General features: G+C 72.0%; 16 protein-coding genes. 7 read left to right on the top strand and 9 right to left on the bottom strand.

The genetic code is table 11. The features are described from left to right. Nucleotides 1–102 precede the first annotated feature (102 nt). Both uvrB and ACH54P_RS45495 read left to right on the top strand, forming a co-directional pair. Entirely contained in the window at nucleotides 103–2259 is a 2157-nt protein-coding gene (gene uvrB / locus ACH54P_RS45490; protein ID WP_489909504.1) for an excinuclease ABC subunit UvrB, read from the top strand. Nucleotides 2260–2684: 425 nt separating this feature from the next. After that, complete coding sequence (locus ACH54P_RS45495; RefSeq protein WP_489909506.1) at nucleotides 2685–3032, top strand: MmcQ/YjbR family DNA-binding protein; 348 nt, start codon at nucleotides 2685–2687, stop codon at nucleotides 3030–3032. A 1-nt stretch (nucleotide 3033) separates the two neighbouring features. On the opposite strand, the gene ACH54P_RS45500 is transcribed toward ACH54P_RS45495, so the two are convergent. Further along, nucleotides 3034–3423, bottom strand: a complete 390-nt coding sequence (locus ACH54P_RS45500; RefSeq protein WP_489909507.1) for a VOC family protein — start codon at nucleotides 3421–3423, stop codon at nucleotides 3034–3036. 66 nt (nucleotides 3424–3489) lie between these two features. Beyond that, the gene (locus ACH54P_RS45505) at nucleotides 3490–4881 is read right to left on the bottom strand and encodes a S28 family serine protease (RefSeq protein ID WP_489909508.1); all 1392 of its coding nucleotides are present in this window, start codon (nucleotides 4879–4881) and stop codon (nucleotides 3490–3492) included. Between the two features lie 235 nt (nucleotides 4882–5116). On the opposite strand from ACH54P_RS45505, the gene ACH54P_RS45510 reads away from it, so the two are divergent. Further along, entirely contained in the window at nucleotides 5117–5620 is a 504-nt protein-coding gene (locus tag ACH54P_RS45510) for an SRPBCC family protein (RefSeq protein WP_489909509.1), read from the top strand. Here ACH54P_RS45510 and ACH54P_RS45515 read toward each other — a convergent pair. From ACH54P_RS45515 to ACH54P_RS45530, 4 genes are read right to left on the bottom strand one after another with little or no spacing between them, the layout of a single operon-like run. Next, nucleotides 5617–6372, bottom strand: coding sequence for an enoyl-CoA hydratase/isomerase family protein (locus ACH54P_RS45515; RefSeq protein ID WP_489909510.1), 756 nt, complete (start codon nucleotides 6370–6372; stop codon nucleotides 5617–5619). The genes ACH54P_RS45510 and ACH54P_RS45515 overlap by 4 nt on opposite strands. A gap of 32 nt (nucleotides 6373–6404) precedes the next feature. Next, nucleotides 6405–6878, bottom strand: coding sequence for a PNPOx family protein (locus ACH54P_RS45520; RefSeq protein WP_489909511.1), 474 nt, complete (start codon nucleotides 6876–6878; stop codon nucleotides 6405–6407). A gap of 27 nt (nucleotides 6879–6905) precedes the next feature. Next, complete coding sequence (locus ACH54P_RS45525) at nucleotides 6906–7838, bottom strand: ABC transporter permease (protein ID WP_489909512.1); 933 nt, start codon at nucleotides 7836–7838, stop codon at nucleotides 6906–6908. Continuing rightward, entirely contained in the window at nucleotides 7835–10705 is a 2871-nt protein-coding gene (locus ACH54P_RS45530; RefSeq protein WP_489909513.1) for an alpha/beta fold hydrolase, read from the bottom strand. Before ACH54P_RS45530 ends, ACH54P_RS45525 begins: the two co-directional genes overlap by 4 nt. Before the next feature lie 304 nt (nucleotides 10706–11009). Here ACH54P_RS45530 and ACH54P_RS45535 point away from each other — a divergent pair, with 304 nt between their 5' ends. From ACH54P_RS45535 to ACH54P_RS45550, 4 genes are read left to right on the top strand one after another with little or no spacing between them, the layout of a single operon-like run. Continuing rightward, complete coding sequence (locus ACH54P_RS45535) at nucleotides 11010–11972, top strand: TerC family protein (RefSeq protein WP_489909514.1); 963 nt, start codon at nucleotides 11010–11012, stop codon at nucleotides 11970–11972. A gap of 52 nt (nucleotides 11973–12024) precedes the next feature. After that, a complete protein-coding gene (locus tag ACH54P_RS45540; protein ID WP_489909515.1) occupies nucleotides 12025–13974 on the top strand; it encodes a S9 family peptidase in 1950 nt (649 codons plus the stop codon). Between the two features lie 40 nt (nucleotides 13975–14014). Beyond that, nucleotides 14015–14347 (top strand): YciI family protein, encoded by a 333-nt coding sequence (locus ACH54P_RS45545; RefSeq protein ID WP_489909516.1) that lies wholly within the window; start codon nucleotides 14015–14017, stop codon nucleotides 14345–14347. Continuing rightward, the gene (locus tag ACH54P_RS45550; RefSeq protein ID WP_489909517.1) at nucleotides 14340–14987 is read left to right on the top strand and encodes an HAD family hydrolase; all 648 of its coding nucleotides are present in this window, start codon (nucleotides 14340–14342) and stop codon (nucleotides 14985–14987) included. The genes ACH54P_RS45545 and ACH54P_RS45550 overlap by 8 nt, the downstream gene beginning before the upstream one ends. Here ACH54P_RS45550 and ACH54P_RS45555 read toward each other — a convergent pair. The 3 genes from ACH54P_RS45555 to ACH54P_RS45565 form a co-directional block, all read right to left on the bottom strand. Then, nucleotides 14969–15625 carry an RES family NAD+ phosphorylase gene (locus tag ACH54P_RS45555; protein ID WP_489909518.1) on the bottom strand — a complete coding sequence of 219 codons (657 nt, stop codon included), beginning with the start codon at nucleotides 15623–15625 and terminating at the stop codon, nucleotides 14969–14971. The two genes, ACH54P_RS45550 and ACH54P_RS45555, sit on opposite strands and share 19 nt — an antisense overlap. A 51-nt stretch (nucleotides 15626–15676) precedes the next feature. After that, nucleotides 15677–16258 carry a MerR family transcriptional regulator gene (locus ACH54P_RS45560; RefSeq protein ID WP_489909519.1) on the bottom strand — a complete coding sequence of 194 codons (582 nt, stop codon included), beginning with the start codon at nucleotides 16256–16258 and terminating at the stop codon, nucleotides 15677–15679. Nucleotides 16259–16649: 391 nt separating this feature from the next. Beyond that, a complete protein-coding gene (locus ACH54P_RS45565; protein ID WP_489909520.1) occupies nucleotides 16650–17627 on the bottom strand; it encodes a LacI family DNA-binding transcriptional regulator in 978 nt (325 codons plus the stop codon). Nucleotides 17628–17717: the final 90 nt, after the last annotated feature.

Consider the following 17717-nt stretch of genomic DNA (forward strand, 5'->3'; position numbering starts at 1 on the left):
GGTCGGGAAACCGCAGGTCAGGGCCTGAATCACCCGCTGGTGGCGGCGCCGGGGGAGCGCGCGCGGTGAAAACTGTCGGTGGGGCGGCTTACTCTGGTTGACGTGGCTTTCGCAACCGAACACCCCGTGCTCGCCCAGTCCGACTTCCGCCCGGTCTCGGAGATCCCCCGGACCGGCGGCCGGTTCGAGGTGGTCAGTGATTACCAGCCCGCCGGTGACCAGCCGGCGGCCATCGACGAGCTCGAACGCCGGATCCGGGCGGGCGAGAAGGACGTCGTGCTCCTGGGCGCCACCGGTACCGGCAAGTCGGCGACGACGGCGTGGCTGATCGAGCGCGTCCAGCGGCCGACGCTGGTGATGGCGCCGAACAAGACCCTGGCGGCGCAGCTGGCGAACGAGCTGCGTGAGCTGTTCCCGCACAACGCGGTCGAATACTTCGTCAGCTACTACGACTACTACCAGCCCGAGGCGTACATCGCGCAGACGGACACGTACATCGAGAAGGACTCGTCGATCAACGACGACGTGGAGCGGCTGCGGCACTCCGCGACGATGAACCTGCTGTCGCGGCGCGACGTCATCGTGGTCGCGAGCGTGTCGTGCATCTACGGCCTGGGCACGCCGCAGTCGTACCTGGACCGGTCCTCGAAGCTCGCGGTCGGCATGCAGCTCGACCGGGACGTCTTCCTGCGGGCGCTGGTCGATGTGCAGTACACGCGCAACGACATCGCCTTCGCGCGCGGCACGTTCCGCGCGCGCGGTGACACGGTCGAGATCATCCCGGCGTACGAGGAGCTGGCGATCCGGGTCGAGTTCTTCGGCGACGAGGTCGAGAAGCTGTACTACCTGCACCCGCTGACCGGGGACATCGTCAAGGAGGTCGACGAGGTCCGGATCTTCCCGGCGACCCACTACGTCGCCGGTCCGGAGCGGATGGAAAAGGCGATCCAGGGCATCGAGAAGGAGCTGGAGGATCGGCTCGCGGAGCTGGAGAAGCAGGGCAAGCTGCTGGAGGCCCAGCGGCTGCGGATGCGCACGGCCTACGACATCGAGATGATGCGCCAGGTCGGGTTCTGCTCCGGCATCGAGAACTACTCGCGGCACATCGACGGCCGCGGCCCCGGCACGGCGCCGGCGACGTTGATCGACTACTTCCCGGACGACTTCCTGCTGGTGATCGACGAGTCGCACCAGACGGTCCCGCAGATCGGCGGCATGTACGAAGGCGACATGTCGCGGAAGCGGAACCTGGTGGAGTACGGCTTCCGGCTGCCGAGCGCGGTCGACAACCGGCCGCTGACCTGGGAGGAGTTCTCCGACCGGATCGGGCAGACGGTGTACCTGTCGGCGACGCCGGGGCCGTACGAGATGGGCCAGGCGGGCGGCGAGTTCGTCGAGCAGGTCATCCGCCCGACCGGCCTGGTCGACCCGAAGGTGGTCGTCAAGCCGACCGAGGGCCAGATCGACGACCTGGTGCACGAGATCCGGGAGCGGGCGGACCGGGACGAGCGCGTCCTGGTCACGACGCTGACGAAGAAGATGTCCGAAGACCTGACGGACTACCTGCTGGAGCTGGGCATCCGGGTGCGGTACCTGCACTCGGAGGTCGACACGCTGCGCCGGGTGGAGCTGCTGCGGCAGCTGCGGGCGGGCGACTTCGACGTGCTGGTCGGCATCAACCTGCTGCGGGAGGGGCTCGACCTGCCCGAGGTGTCGCTGGTGGCGATCCTCGACGCGGACAAGGAAGGCTTCCTCCGGAGCGGGACTTCGCTGATCCAGACGATCGGCCGCGCGGCGCGGAACGTCTCGGGCGAGGTCCACATGTACGCGGACAAGATCACCGAGTCGATGCAGCACGCGATCGACGAGACGGACCGCCGCCGCGAGAAGCAGGTCGCGTACAACAAGGAGCGGGGCGTCGATCCGCAGCCGCTGCGGAAGAAGATCGCCGACATCCTCGACCGCGTGTACAGCGAGGCCGAGGACACGGAACAGGTCTCGGTGGGCGGCTCGGGCCGCAACTCCTCCCGCGGCAAGAAGCCCGAGCAGGGCGACCGGGTGCGCAGTTCGGGGATGCTGGTGGACAAGAACGTCTCGGCCATGCCGCGGGCCCAGCTCGCGGACCTCATCCAGCAGATGACGGACCAGATGATGCAGGCGGCGCGCGACCTCCAGTTCGAGCTGGCGGCCCGCCTGCGCGACGAGATCTCGGACCTGAAGAAGGAGCTGAGGGGTATGGACGCCGCGGGCATCAAGTAGGCGGCGGGTGCCGGATCGGTTCGGATCGGAGTGCGTGTGGTCATCGACGGCTCGGCCGGTTTCCGCGGTGCCCCGGCCCCGGCCCCGGCTCGGGTTGCGCCTACGGCCCCGGGCGCGGCCTCGGCCTCGGGCTCGGCCCCGGTGGTCACGGCCCCGGCTCAGGTTGCGGCCGCGGGCGCGGCCTCTGGCTCGGCTGCTGGCCCGGCCCCGGCTCGGGTTGCGGCCTCTGGCTCGGCTGCTGGCGCGGCCCCGGCTCGGGTTGCGGCCGCGGGCGCGGCCTCTGGCTCGGCTGCTGGCCCGGCCCCGGCCCTGGTCGCGCCCACGGCCCCCAGCCCCGGTCGCGGCCCAGGCCCAAGCCCAAGCCCCGGCCCGGTCGCGGTGAAACCCTTGCCGTGCCGCGGGAACGACTCCGGCCCGATCAAGCCGTGAACCTCGAAGCCGTCGTCGCGTACTGCCTTGCCAAGCCGGGTGCGCAGGAGACCTACCCCTTCGGTGACCACGTGCTGGTCGCGAAGGTCGGTGGCAAGGGCTTCGCCTTCATCGGGCAGGACAAGCCCGGCAGCGTCGCCGTCAAATGCGGGGCCACCGAAGAAGAAGCGGCCGAGGCGCGCGAGCGGTATCCCGGTGCCGTCTCGGTGATGGCCTACCTCGGCCGCTACGGCTGGAACCGCGTCGAGCTCGGCCTTGGCGTGCCGGATGCCGAGCTCGAAGAGCTGATCGACGCTTCCTACGAGTCGGTCGTCGCGAGGCTGCCGAAGGCGAAGCGGCCCTGACTCACTCGGGGGCGGGCGCGTTCTCGTCCGGCTGCAGCAGGCCGAAGATGTTGCCTTCGGTGTCGGTGCAGTAGGCGAGCCACCCGACGCCCGGCACCGGGTTCTTCGGGTACGCCAGTGTCCCGCCGGCGCGGTTGACCTCGCCGAGGGCGTGGTCGAGGTCGGTGACGTCGATCGTGTTGACGAAGCCGTGGACCGGGGCGGACGCCTCGGGGGCGGGGCCCTGGCGGGGGAGGAGCCCGCCGTCGATGCCGTCGCCGTCGCCGGTCGTGATCACCCAGTAGGGCGCTTCACCCCAGCGTTCGAACTTCCAGCCGAACACCGTGGTGTAGAACGCCACCGCGCGCTCGGGGTCACCCGCGTGGATCTCGAAGTGGACGGGACGAGGCATGCTCGCCTCCTCGGGCCGGGCCGACAGGTGTGGCGAGACTACGCCTGCCGGCCCGGTTCCGGGAGGTCACAGCGGGGGACGGGCCGCCACCGTGAGATCGGTGTCGAAGTCCGGGAACCCGGCCGGGGCGCTGCGCGCGGTCAAAGCGGCGACCGGGGGCAGGCCCGCCCAGCGCCGGACCGTCGCGGTCGCCGCGGCGGCCTCGGCCGGGGCCAGTTGCGCGATCTTCGAGCCGTGGTTGCCGCCCTGGACGAAGTACCGGTACGAATCCCGGCTGCCGAAGCCGAGTTCGAACGGCTCGGCGCCCCACGGGTCGTTCGCGCCGTACACGAACAGCAGCCGGTTGCCGTGGGACTTCACCCAGAAGTCGATGTCGGGCATCGCCAGGTGGTCGAAGCGCGGCATGCTGATCGACTTCGGCACGAACGTCCGCGGCTGATCGGCGCCGGGGTAGCGGAGCAGGTCGCGGAGGTAGCTGTCGTACACCTGGGGCGAGCCGAGCTGGACCGTCGCCTGGTAGTAGTACGGGATGTAGGGCGCGAGGTCCTGGTCGGAGTAGGTGTTGAGGCTCTCCACCTTCTCGTACCACGCGTAGACGTCGGCGGCGGGCGCGCCGGCCTTCGGCACCGTCGCGCAGTCCGCCTGCGTCTGGTACTGCCAGAAGGCGAAGTACGAGTCGATCACCGAGATCTCGAGGGACTCGTCGACCGAGCCGACGATCGAAAACGTCAGGCCGCGCTTCGCCGCGTCCGCCGCGGCGATCGCGCCCAGCTCGTCACGCCGCTTCAGCGCGTCACGCTGGATTGCCTTCAGCGCATCGCGGCACGCCGGATCGTTGCCGACGCGGGAAAGGAACCGGTTGTAGACGTCGACGGAGTCGATGACGTCGTTGGGCGCGACGTACGGGATCGTCGCGTCGACGTCGTTCGGGAAGAAGCGCCGGAAGTACGTCGCGGTCATGCCGCCCTTGCTGGCGCCCGTGGCGAGCCACTTGCCCGGGTAGAGCGCCTTGAACGCCTGCACCGCGCGGTGCTCGTCCGCGGCGGCCTGCCAGATCGTCAGCTGCTTCGCCCAGTTCTCGGGCTGTGGCCGCGAAGGCGCGAAGTAGCGGTACTCCATCGACAGCTGGTTGCCGTCGACGATCTGGGTCGGCTCCGACCGGTTCGGCGACTCGCTGACGTTGTAGCCGCTGGTGAAGGCGACCGTCGGGGCGGCGAAGTCGCGGTGCAGCAAGGTGAACCGCTGCTCGAACGTGCCCGCGCCGGGGTGCCGGTGGTCGGCGGGCTGCGTGTAGGTCAGCTTGAAGAACCGGTAGCCGGCCGGCGCCGGGTCCTCCGACACGATCGTCAGCCCGGGGATCCGCTGCAGGGCGGCCTTGATGTCCGGCGCGGCCGCGGCCGCGGGCGCCAGGCCCGCCATCGCGAGCAGGACCGCACAAGCGGTGAACAGTCTGCGCATCGAGCACCCTCCCCGGCTTCGGAACCTTCGGTGGGACCTTCACAGAACCGGCCGGGGTCGGCAATCGGCTGACCGGGCACAGAATCGGCCGGAACCCGACTTTCGGCGGGTGCCCGGGGCCGGGGACGGCGTCCTCCGCCGTGCTCGATCGCGCGCATCGTGCGAGTTGTCCGGGTGATCAGCGCCACGTTACGGTCCGAATCCGTAGACACCGTCATAGAGCGAGGGGTCCGCCATGAAGGTTTCCGACTGTCCCACGACTCAGGTCGAGGTCCGCATCGACGCGCGGCCGGCCGATGTCTGGACCTGGCTGCTGGACGTCGACCTGCCCGCCCGGTTCTCCACCGAGTTCCAGGGCGGCGGCTGGGTCGAGGGCGCCGAGCCCGGCCTCGGCGCCCAGTTCCGCGGCCGCAACTCCCACCCCGTCGCGGGGGAGTGGGAGACGGTCTCGACCGTCACCGGCTACGAACCCGGACGGCTGTTCGCCTGGGTCGTCATGGACGTGACCAACCCGGCCGCGTCGTGGAAGTTCGAGCTCGTCCCGGACGGCGACGGCACGCTCCTGCGCCAGTGGGCCCAGATCGGCCCCGGCCCGTCCAACCTGACGGAGATCATCGGCTCGATGCCCGAGCACGAGCACGAGATCGTCGCGATGCGCCTGGGCGAGCTGCAGGACAACATGCGCAAGACGGTCGAAGGCATCAAGGCACTGGCCGAGACCGGTGTGCACGCGGGCTAGCCGCGGCCGCCGAGCACCTCGTCCACGTAGGACTTGACGGCGGCGAGCGCTTCGGGCGACCGCCACAGCTGCTCCACCCTCGGGTCGTCGGAGTGGCGGTACTCGGCGATCCGCTCGTGGAACGGCTGGCGGATCTGGGCCTTGGTGTGGGCGAACGGCTCGGCGGGCAGGGCGCCGAGCCGGGTCGCGACGGCCAGCGCGCGCTCGTGGACCTCCTCCGGCGGTGCCAGCTCGTCGGCCAGCCCGCGGGCCAGAGCGTCCTCGCCCCCCACCGTCGTGCCCGTGTAGGTGAGCGCGGGCAGCGGCGTCGTCCCGTACGCGAAGCGGAGGATCTCCAGCGCGGCCAGCGGGAACGGCAGCCCGACCAGCAGCTCGGTCACCCCGAGCCGGCCCGGCCCGGTGGTGAGCACGCGGTGGTCGCAGGCCGCCGCGAGCACCGCGCCGCCGGCGATGGCGTGCCCGTTCAGCGCCGCGACGACCGGACGCGGGCAGCCGAACACGGCCAGCAGCGCGTCGGACAGCAGCGGCAGGAACTCCGACACGTAGGCCGCGCCGCCCTCGTGGATCCGCTTGAGGTCGACGCCCGCGCAGAAGATGCCGCCGGTGCCGGTGAGCACCACGGCGCGGGCCTGCTCGGCCTCCTCCAGCCGGAGCACCAGCTCGCGGCACGAATCCACGTCGAGCGTGTTGCCCTTGCCGTGGTCGATCCGGAGTACGGCGACGTCGTCGTGGTCGTCCAGCTTGATCGGCACGCGCCCGACCGTACCCCGCCCGGGCGGGCCGCTCAGGTTTTACCGCTCAACCGGACGACGCCGAAGCGCTCGCGCCGGGCGAGCTCGGTGACCTCCGGCAGGGTCGGCAGCCGGCCGAGGGGGAACTTCAAGCCGATCTGCCGGGCGGCGCCGCGCATCCCGAGCTCGGTCATCCGGGTCAGGTACGTCCGGGCGACGACGGCTTCGTCCTCGACGAGCACGCCGCGCATCGGCGTCGTCCGGCCGGCGAACGTCACGTCGACGTCCGCGCCGCCCCGGAAGTTGACCTTCCAGCCCGCCGGCGTCAGCACGAACAGGCCGTCGGCGTCGCGGTGCGCGGTCACCGGCACGCGGTAGGGCTGCCCGGTCCGCCGGCCGCGGAAGGCCAGGAGCATGAACTCCCGGACCCCGCGGCCGAGCGGGCTCGGCAGCAGCGCCCGCAGCACCACGTTGAGCGTCTTCACCAGCGGCGCGGGCGGCTGGTGCCATTCCACCACGGTGGTCATTTCCGGAGCGTACGCCGGTCGCCCGGCTCAGCTGGTGATGTCTTTTTGAGCGAACCGCCGCCCGGCGTAGAGGAAGAACACCGTCCCGTAGATCACCGACGAGAGCATGCCGCCGGCCAGGTTCGTCCAGTCGACGTCGGTGGAGATCAGGTCCATCCAGGCGAACGCGTAGTGCGTCGGCAGGTAGTTGCGCAGGCCTTCCAGCGCCGTGATCTGGTCGAGGATCTGCGACAGGATCGCCACCAGCACCGCGCCGCCGACCGCGCCGAGCGGGGCGTCGGTCGACACGCTCAGCGCGAGCGCGAGCCCGGCCACCCAGGCCAGCTGCAGGATGATGTACACAGTGGACAGGGCGATGGCGAGCAGGCTGTCGGAGAAGGACACCGCGTCGCCGGTCGGGCTGATCGCGTCGCCCGCGCCGTACCAGAGCACCCCGACCCCGAGCGAGACCAGCGGCAGCAGCACCAGCGCCGCCGCCGACAGCAGCCCGGACACGATCGCCTTCTGCCGCAGCACCCGCTGCCGCGGCACCGGGACGGCCAGCAGGTACTTCAGGCTCGACCACGACGCCTCGCTCGCGATGGTGTCGCCGTAGAACAGGGCGACGATCATCGGCAGCAGGAACGTCCCGGACACGAACAGCGCCAGCACGACGAAGTTCGGCGCGGACGCCGTGGCCAGGTCGACGAACCCGCCGCTGCGCCGGTTCGGGTTCGACTGCCCGGCCTCGAACGCGAGCACCAGGATGAACGGCAGGAGCGCGACGAAGCCGAGCAGGAACTGCGTGCGCCGCCGCTTGAGCTGGCGCCGCAGCTCGACGCCGAGCCGCAGCGTCCGCCGGGCGCTGTAGCCCTCGACGGCGCCGTCCGCTCCGACGCCGGCGTGCTCCTGCGACGCGAGGTCGCTCAGCTCGTCCAGCGCGTGCGGGTCGGTGTGGACGCCCGAATCCGGAGTGCTCACGAGTCTTCTCCGACCAGTTGCAGGAACGCGTCTTCCAGCCGGCGCCGGGGCCCGGCCTGCTCCACCGCGACGCCGGCGCGGACCAGCGCCGCGACCGCCTCGGCGCGCGGCAGCCCGTCGAGGTCCGCGTGCACGAGGTCGCCGTCGACGTCGACCGAGGTGACCCCGCCGACCGCCTTCAGCGCCGCCGCGGCCGCGGCCGGGTCGTCGACCCGGAACGTCGCCTCGCCGCCGGCCGCGGCCAGCTCGCCGACCTCGCCCGAGGCGACCAGGGAACCGCGGTGCATGACCACGACGTGCGTGCAGGTCTGCTCGACCTCGGCCAGCAGGTGGCTGGACACCACCACGGTGCGGCCGGTCGCGGCGTACCGCTTCAGCACCTCGCGCATCTGGTGGATCTGGGGCGGGTCGAGCCCGTTGGTCGGTTCGTCGAGCACCATCAGCTCCGGCAGGCCGAGCATCGCCTGCGCGATCGCCAGCCGCTGCCGCATGCCCTGGCTGTAGGTCCGCACCCGGCGCTCGACCGCCGTGCCGAGCCCGGCGATCTCCAGCGCCTCGGCGAAGTGCGCCTTCTCGGCCGGACGCCCGGTCGAAGCCCAGTACAGCTCGAGGTTCGCCCGGCCGGACAGGTGCGGCAGGAAGCCGGAACCCTCCACGAACGACCCGATGCGCGAGAGCACCGGAGCGCCCGCGGTGATCTTGTGCCCGAAGACCCGGATGTGGCCCTGCGTCGGCGTGATCAGGCCCATCAGCATCCGCAACGTCGTCGTCTTGCCCGCGCCGTTCGGCCCGAGCAGGCCGAGCACCTGGCCCGGCTCGACGCGGAAGGACAGGTCCTTCACGGCGACGAACCCGCCCGGGTACTCCTTGCGCAGCCCCTCGATGACCAGCGGGGTGGTGGCGAGCTCCGGGTCGACGTCGGTGGCCCGGCGGCGGCGCAGCGCGGCGAAGAGGACGGCGGCCACGCCGATCGCCAGCGTCACGCCGATGCCGACGAGCTGCCCGACCGGGGCCGGGGAGCCGACGGAGGTGCCGGGCACGACCGGCACGGCCAGTGCCGTGCCCCCGGCGAGCCCGATCCGGAACACCGCGGGCGCGGCCGGCGCGGCGAACGCCTGGTCGGTGGTGCCGACGACGAGCCGCAGCGAGTGGCCGCCCTCGATCGGCCGGACGATGCCGGGCAGTGTCACGGTGACGTCGACGGGCGTGCCGTCGGCGGGCAGCCCGCTGACCCGGAACGGCGCGATCGCGTTGGCCGGCAGCACTCGGGAGCCGTCCTGGCCGACGTCGTAGAGCTTCGCGAACAGCACCGCGTCGGATTGCGGGTGCGCCGGGTCCGCGGCGACCTGCAGCCGCACGGTCGACGCGCCGCTGACGACAACCTGGCCGTCCACCGGGGCGGTGGTGAACTGCGCGGCCTGGCCGGGCGGGTCGTTGCTGAACAGCGCGCCCAGCCGGGACGTGCTGCCGGCGATCCCGTTCAGCCCGGGGATCCCGCTCACCGCCGAGGGGTTCGCCCCGGCCGGGCGCACCACCGGCTGCGCCGGGCCGGTCATCGGCAGCAGCCGGCGCTGCGTGGCCGGGCCGGTCAGGCCGGGGTAGGTGTCCGCGTTGACCGTGCGGACCGACGGCGTTCCGTTGGCGCGCAGGGTGCCCTGGACGTCGTAGCTGAAGCCGGTGCCCGGGTCGCCGCCGTCGACCGCCGTCTGCAGGAAGTCGGCGATCTTGGCGCGCAGCTGCGGTCCCGGCTTGCCGCCGTCGTGGCCGCCGGTGTACCAGATCGTCTTGACCTTGCCGCCCGCCGCGGTGATCTGCCGGGCGGTCGCGTCGGACTGGTCGAGGCCGAAGAGGGTGTCGCTCTCGCCCTGCACCAGCAGCGTCGGCACGGTGATCTGGTCCGTCACGGAGGCGGGGGACACCCGCCGCAGCAGGTCGACGCTCGCCTGGCTCGCCCGGCCGGTGGTGCCGAGTTCGGTGTAGGCGCGGCAGACCGCGGCGGTGAACCGGCCGCACGGGTCGGCCGGCCCGCTCCTCGGCCCGCCGCCCGGTGGCACGGCGGGGACGGCGGCCGCCGCACCGGCGGCGGTCCCGGCGGCACCGGTCGACCCCGTGTCGGCGGTCTCCTGCCCGGCTTCGGGCGCTTCGGCCGACGGCGAACCGCTCGCGGCGGCACCGGAGCCCGCCGAGAAGAAGATGCCGGCCCAGCTCTTCTTGAACACGCCGTCGGTGGCGAACGCGCCGGCGGCCGGGGTGCCCGTCGCCGGGACCGCGGGGGAGGCGGCGTTCGGGACCAGGCCCTGCGCGAGGTCGTTGTAGGTGATCACCGGGGCGATCGCGTCGACGCGCTTGTCCGTGCCGGCCAGCAGCAGCGAGAGCGCCCCGCCGTAGGAGGCGCCGGTGACGGCGATCTTCGGATCGCCCTTCGCGTCGAGCGTCACCTGGTGCTGCGCGACGAGCCGGTCGATCAGGCGGCTCGCGTCGGCGACCTCGCCGTCCGGGTCGTTCAGCCCGATCTTGCCGGTGCTCTTGCCGAACCCGCGCGCGGACCACGTCATCACGACGAAGCCCTTCCGGGCGAGTTCGCGCGCGTCGTCGGCGACGCTGTTCTTGTCCCCGCCGAAGCCGTGCGCGAGCAGCACCGCGGGCGCGGGCACGGTCGTGGGGAGGTACGTGGTCGTGTCGATCTTGACCTGCTCGGCCGAGCCGGGCGCGGCGGGCATGTCGAGCAACGCGTCCTGCGTGGGCACCGGCGGGGGCGCCGCGGGCCGCGTGATCCAGAAGACCGCGCCGGCGGCCAGGACCACGACGACGGCGGCGAGCGCGGTGAGGCGGGCTCCGCGGGTGCGCGGGAGCGGGAGTCGGGGCACGACGTGACCGTAGGTGAAGTTTCCTGAGAGTGTCCTCACGGGCTCACGTCGATCACACGGATTCCGACCGCCTGATGGACCGAAGTGACCGAAATTACAGGACCAACCCGGTGACGTGCGCAATCCCGGCTGGCGTTCGGGCGGGGGTACCGGCAGACTGGAGCCGCTGTGAGGGGAGTATTCCTTCGCGGCGGTGTCGTCAGCACGGTGGCCTCGCGTCCCCCGGCACCGTCGGCCGGTCGTTCACCGGCGGAAGAGACCTCCGGTTAGTTGCTGCTGCGCACTATCCGGAGGTTTGGGTTTCATGACTGTCCCCCTGTGGCTGTGGATCGCCACGATCGGTGGCCTGCTCGCGCTGATCGCGCTGGACCTGGTCATCGTCGATCGCAAGCCGCACGAAGTGACCACGGGGGAAGCCGCGCGCTGGGTGATCTTCTACGTCTCGTGCGCGATCCTCTTCGGGATCGGCGTGTGGATCTTCGCCGGGCACGACCCCGGCGTCGAGTTCTTCACCGGCTACATCACCGAGTACTCGCTGAGCGTCGACAACCTGTTCATCTTCATGATCATCATGGGGTCGTTCAAGGTGCCCGCGATCCACCAGCACCGCGTGCTGCTGGTCGGCATCCTGCTCGCGCTCGCCATGCGCAGCGTCTTCATCGCCATCGGGGCCGCGCTGATCGCGCAGTTCGTCTGGGTGTTCTTCCTGTTCGGCGCGATCCTCGTCTGGACCGCGGTCAGCATGCTGCGCAACAAGGGCGAGGACGAGGAGTACCACGAGAACGCCGTCACCCGGCAGGTCCGCAGGTTCGCCCCGGTGACCGACGACTACCACGGCCACAAGTACACGGTGAAGATCGACGGCAAGCGGATGATCACCCCCATGCTGCTGGTGATCGTGGCGATCGGCTCGGCGGACCTGCTGTTCGCGGTCGACTCGATCCCGGCGATCTTCGGCATCACGCAGGAGGCGTTCCTCGTCTTCACCGCCAACGCGTTCGCGCTGATGGGCCTGCGGCAGCTCTACTTCCTGCTCGGCGGGCTGGTGACGAAGCTGGTCTACCTGACCTACGGCTTGGCCGTGATCCTCGCCTTCATCGGCGCGAAGCTGTTCCTGCACGCGCTGCACGAGTACCACGTCGTGCCGGACTGGCTGGACATCAACAACTGGATCTCCCTCGGGGTGATCGTCGTCGTGCTCGCCGTGACGACGGTGACCAGCCTGGCGAAGGCCCGGCGCGACGAGCGGAAGCAGGTCGCCGCGTGAGTCCCGCCGAAAGTCGTTCGCACAGCTAAGGATTTCGGGTACGGTCGAGGGCGTGCGTCCTGCCGACATCGAAGACCTCGTCGTCCCCGGCCGTCCCGCGCTGCGCGGGAACCTGCTGCTGACCGCGCTGAAGAAGCCCGATCTGAAGACGAACGCCGCGCACAGCGCGTTGCGGCGCGTGTCGCTCGACGGCGGCGAGGCCGCGTGGACGCACGGTCCACGCGACTCGGCGCCGTCGATCTCCCCGGACGGGCGCTGGGTGGCGTTCCTCCGCGCGGGGGAGGGCCAGGGCGCGGACGGCAGCGCGCAGCTGCACGTCATGCCCGCCGGCGGCGGTGAGGCGCGGCGGATCACGGCCCTGCACCTCGGCGCCGGGGAGCCGGCGTGGGCGCCGGACTCGCGGCGGATCGCCTTCACCGCCCGCGTGCCCCAGGCCGGCCGCTACGGCACCGAGGACGACGGCGGCGAGACCCCGGAACCGGCCGCCGAGGCCCCGCGCCGGATCACCCGCCTGGACTACCGGCTCGACGACGTCGGCTTCGTGCGCGACCGCGTGCAGCGGCTGTTCGTCGTCGACGCGCTCGCGGAGGACGAACCCGCGGAGCCCGAGCCGCTGACCGGGGACGGGTTCGACGCGACCCACCCGGTGTGGACGCCGGACGGCGCCCGCGTCGTCTTCACCGCGCCGCCGGACTGGGGTGCGGCCGAGAGCGACTACCGCGACATCTGCGCGATCCCCGCCGAAGGCGGCGAACCCGAGGTCGTCGTGCGCGGCGAGGGTTACTCGGAGCGGCCGGTGTTCGGCCCCGACGGCACGTTGTTCTACTTCGGACAGTCCTTCGAGGACGGTCACCACGAAGCCGTGCCGACCGGGGTCTACGCGGCGGTGCCCGAGTTCGGCGCCGGCCCGGTGAAGGCCCGCCGGCTCACCGACGTCGAAACGGTGGACTGCGAGACCTCGGCCGGCCCGCCGGCGCCCCGCGGCGGCGACGTGCTCGTGGCCGTCCGCAACCGCGGCGCGGTCGAGCTGCGCGCGGTCCCGGCCGACGCCACGGACGCCCCGCTGGCCGACCTGCCGGTGGTCTACGCGGACCGCACCACGCTCCGGTCGTTCACCCTCGACGGCGCGGTGATCGCGGCGGTGCTCGCGACGCCGTCGACCTCGGGTGAGGTCGTGCTGCTCGGCGACGGCGACCCGCGGGTGCTGACCGACTACGCGAAGCCGGTGCGGGACAAGGGCATCCGGCCGATGATCGAGCTGGAGGCCACCGCGCCGGACGGCTACCCGGTGCACGGCTGGCTGGTGCTGCCCGAAGGCGACGGGCCGCACCCGGTGCTGCGCGTGGTGCACGGCGGCCCGTTCACCCAGCAGGACTGGGCCCTGTTCGACGAGGCGCAGGTGTACGCGTCCGCCGGGTACGCGGTCGTGCTCGGCAACCCGCGCGGTTCCGCGGGCTACGGGCGGGCACACGGCCGCGCGATCACGCACGGCTACGGCACGGTCGACGTCGACGACGTCCTCGCCCTGCTCGACGCCGCGCTGGAACGCCCCGACCTGGACGCCTCGCGCGTCGGCATCATGGGCGGTTCCTACGGCGGGTTCATGACGAGCTGGCTGGCGGCCCACCACGGCGAGCGCTTCCGGGCGGCGTGGAGCGAGCGCGCGGTCAACGCGTGGGACTCGATGCTCGGCAGCTCCGACATCGGCTACACGTTCGTCGACCACTACATCGGCAGCGACCCCGAGGTGCAGCGCGACCGCAGCCCGCTCACCTACGCGGCGCAGATCCGGATCCCGTTCGCGGTGGTGCATTCGGAGCAGGACTGGCGCTGCCCGCTGGAGCAGGCGCAGCGGATGTTCGTGGCCCTGCGCCGCGCGGGGGCGGACGCGGAGTTCCTGCTGTTCCCCGGCGAAGGCCACGAGCTGTCCCGCTCCGGCCGGCCGCGGCACCGCGTCCAGCGCTTCGAAGCGGTCCTCGACTGGTGGGCGCGGCACCTGTGACCCTTGCCCGGGCCGCCGTCGCCTGCGAATGTCGGTGACCATGACGGTGCCCGAGGTGGATTTCGAGCTCGAGACCTGGCGGATGGTGCTGTTCCGGGCGGGCCCCCGCGCCGGCGAGATCTCCGACGAGATGGCCCGCGAGCTGCGAGCCCGTCACCTGTCGGCGGCCCGTCAGCAGCAGGCGGCGGGGACGCTCGTGTTCGCCGGGACGGTGCCGGCGCCGTCGGCCGCGTTGCCGGTGACCGGGGTGGCGTTCTTCCGGACGTCGGAGGAGGAGACCCGCGCGATCCTGGCCGCCGATCCGGCCGTGCAGGCCGGGTTGATCGCTTCGGAGATCGTCGGCTTCGTCTGCCCGCGGGGCAGTCTTGGCTGAGGGGCTGGTCTGCTTCGACGTCGACGGCACGCTCGTGCCCGGCACGAGCTCGTCGGCGTGGGTGGCGGAGCGGCTCGGGTGCGCGGACGCACTCCTCGCCGCCGAGGTCTCCTACGCCGCAGGGCGGAGCACGAACCAGGAGGTCGCGACCATCGACGCCCGGGGCTGGGCCGGGCGCACCGAGGCGGAGATCCAGCGGCACCTCGACGCGCTGCCGCTGGTCGAGGGGATCGCCGAGACGGTCGCGTGGTGCCTCGCGCGGGGCCTGCGTCCGGTCCTGTCCACGCTCGCGTGGGTCCCGGTCGGCCGGATGCTCGCCGCCCGGTTCGGGTTCACCGCCTACTGCGGGACGGTGCCCGGGGTCGACGGCGGGCGCTACACCGGCGACGTCGCCGGGCACCTGGACGAGTACGGCAAGCGGGACTTCGCGCTGGCCCAGGCGCGCGAGCACGGCGTCGCGCCGGAGCGGTGCGTCGCGGTCGGGGACAGCCGGTCGGACCTGCCGTTGTTCGCCGAGGTCGGGACGAGCATCGCCTTCAACGCCGATCCCGCGGCCCGGGCGGCCGCCACGCACGTCGTCGACGCCGGGGACCTGCGGGCGATCGTGCCGCTGCTGGAGGCTCAGTTCAGCAGCGTGTAGTTCAGCTCTTCGCAGACGCGGCCCAGCGGGACGTCCAGGCCCGGGTGGTCCAGCGGCAGCAGCACGTCCGGCGCGATCGGCAGCGCGGCGCCCGCCGGCGGGTCCCACAGGCAGATCGCCGGGTCGCCGGAGTCCATCGAGGAGCGGTACCAGAGCCCGTCGAGGTCGCTGAACGCGCCGCGGATCGCCCGGGCCCAGGCCTGCGTGAGCTTCTTCGGCCCGCTCGAGATCTCCTGCGACGCGCCGACGCGGGTCGGCCAGAGGCCGGTCAGGTCGAGCAGGCGCAGCGTTCGCGTCGGGCGGACGACGACCAGCCGCGGACCGCGCGTGCGGCGGTCCACCGTCGAGCTGGTCTGGAACACCTCGGCGACCGAGGTGCGCACCGTGAGGCCGAAGTAGAGGACCCCGTTCGCGGGGTCGGTGACCGGCGCGCCGCCGCGGCCGGGCGACTGCTGGTCGAACCGGCCGTGCGGGAGCGGGCCGGTGTAGCGGAACGAGTTCCACTGCTGGGGGTGGTTGCCGTGCGCGGTGAAGATCCGCACCAGCCTGGTCGCGGGCTGGACCGTCACCACGTCCTGGGCGCGGTTCAGCTGCCGGACCAGGACGGATCGGGCGGGCGGCAGCGGGAGCCGGGCCATGGGTCGGGGGTGGTCCGTCCTTGTCGGTGATCTTGCTCGGGAAGGTCCAGCCTAGAACGGCGAGCCGAGCGTGGCGATGAGGCGGGCGACGTGGTCCGGGTCACCACCGGACAGGAGCCACTGGCGGGGTGTCGCCGGCTGCTCGTTGATCACCAGGTCGGGCTGCGGGGTGCTCATGAACGCGGCGACGACGAGCGCGGGCTGGTCTTCGGGGAGGGCTTTGAGCACGGTTTCGAGGCCGGGCAGCACGCCCGAGCCGGCGAACTGCCACGCCGGGAGCCGCCAGCCGCCGTCTTTCCAGCCGGTCAACCTGCCCTCCTTGAGGCGGTGACGGATCCGGCTGTCGTCGACGCCGAGCGCTTTCGCCGCCTCGTTGACGCTCATCGCGCCTTCGGCGAGCACCGCGTGGGCGGCGACGGTGCGGGCCCGGAAGTCCGGTTCTTCCTCGCGCCGCGGTGACAGATCCAGGCCGACGTCGGTGAGCGCGGCCCGCTGATCGGCGGAGAAGTAGTGCGACGGATCGGGGTTCGGTGGGGACAGTCTGCGCGCCGCGTCTTCGACGAGCGTGAGGAACTCGTTCGCGTCGACCTTCAGGCCCGCCTTGGCGAGGATGTTCTCCAGCGCTACAGACATTGGCTCAGGTTAACCCGAAACAGCGCGCGTGTGCGGGTTCGTGCGGTTTCTTGCCCTATCTGTGGGCGAATTCACCAGAGATCGACACTTACCGCACATTCCGCAACACGTTGAGTAGGCAACTTTCGGTAAGTTTCCCCGCATCGGACGAGCTTGTCCAGGCTTGACACTCCGGCATCCGGGCTTTACGTTCCGTGTGAGTAAACGATTTCCGCTCCGTGCTCACAGGATCCGGCGGGTTGGCGCCGGCCATGGGGGACACAGGGGGTGGGGCGTGCCTGGGGGGCCTGGCACGAGCCGGCCCCCCAGGTACGTCGTTCCCCCGGCTCTCGGTTCTCGGCCGCGCGCCGACTTTCCAGGTACGTGAGCCGGCCTTCCAGGCGCACCGGCGTCAGCGGCGGGAGCTTTTCCGCTCGATCAGGCGGGCTTCGAGCGTCGTCGTGGTGGCGTCGCGGCTGCTGTCCGTGATGCGGGCCAGCAGGAGCTGCGCCGCCACGCGGCCGACCTCGTACGCCGGCTGCGCGACCACCGTCAGGGGTGGGTCGATCAGCGTCGTCCACGGTGCGTCGTCGAACGAGACGATGCCGACGTCGCGGCCCGAGCGCAGGCCGCGCGCCGACAGGGCCTCCAGGACCCCGATCGCCATCGTGCTGTTCGCGACCAGGAGCGCGTCCGGCGGCGACGGCTCGTCCAGCAGCTCCAGCGCGGCCAGCCGCGCGCCCTCCGCGCGGTATTCCGCCCGCCGGAACAGGACGTTCGCTTCGCCGACGACGTCGGCGTACCCGGCGAGGCGGTTGTCGGCCGTGCGGACGCCGGCGGGGCCGGTCAGGCAGCCGACGCGCCGGTAGCCGCCGGCGAGCAGGTGCCGCGTGGCTTCGGCGGCGGCGTGCCGCGTGTCGACCAGCACCTGGTCGCCCGCCGCGGCCGGCAGCGGCCGGTCGACCGCCACCAGCGGCGTGCCCTGGCGTCGCAGGCCCTCGACGTTCGTCGACCGGCCGGTGGGGGACAGCACCACCCCGGCGACCCGCTCCTGCAGCGCGACTTCGATGTAGCGCCGCTCCTTCTCCTCGTTTTCGTCGGAGTTGCAGAGCACCACCGAGTACCCGGACCGCTGTGCGAGGTCCTCGACGCCGCGCGCGATGGCGGTGAAGAACGGGTTTTCGACGTCGGAGATGATCAGCGCGAGCACCGCGGTCTCCTGCCGGCGCAGGTTCCGGGCCAGCCCGTTCGGGTGATACCCCAGCTCGGCGGCGGCCTCCTGAACCCGCGCGGCGAGCGTCGGGTCCACAGTGGACTTGCCGTTGAGCGCGCGCGACACGGTCGCGGTGGAGACGCCGGCCCTCGCCGCGACGTCGCTGATGGTGGCCACACGCCCTCCCGCTCTGATCACGCTTCGGGGGAGAATAGCGCTCCCGGTGGTCGTTTACCGTCCGCTTACCTTTTCGGCCGAAGGCTCACT

Source organism: Amycolatopsis sp. N2S4-7, assembly GCF_058119595.1.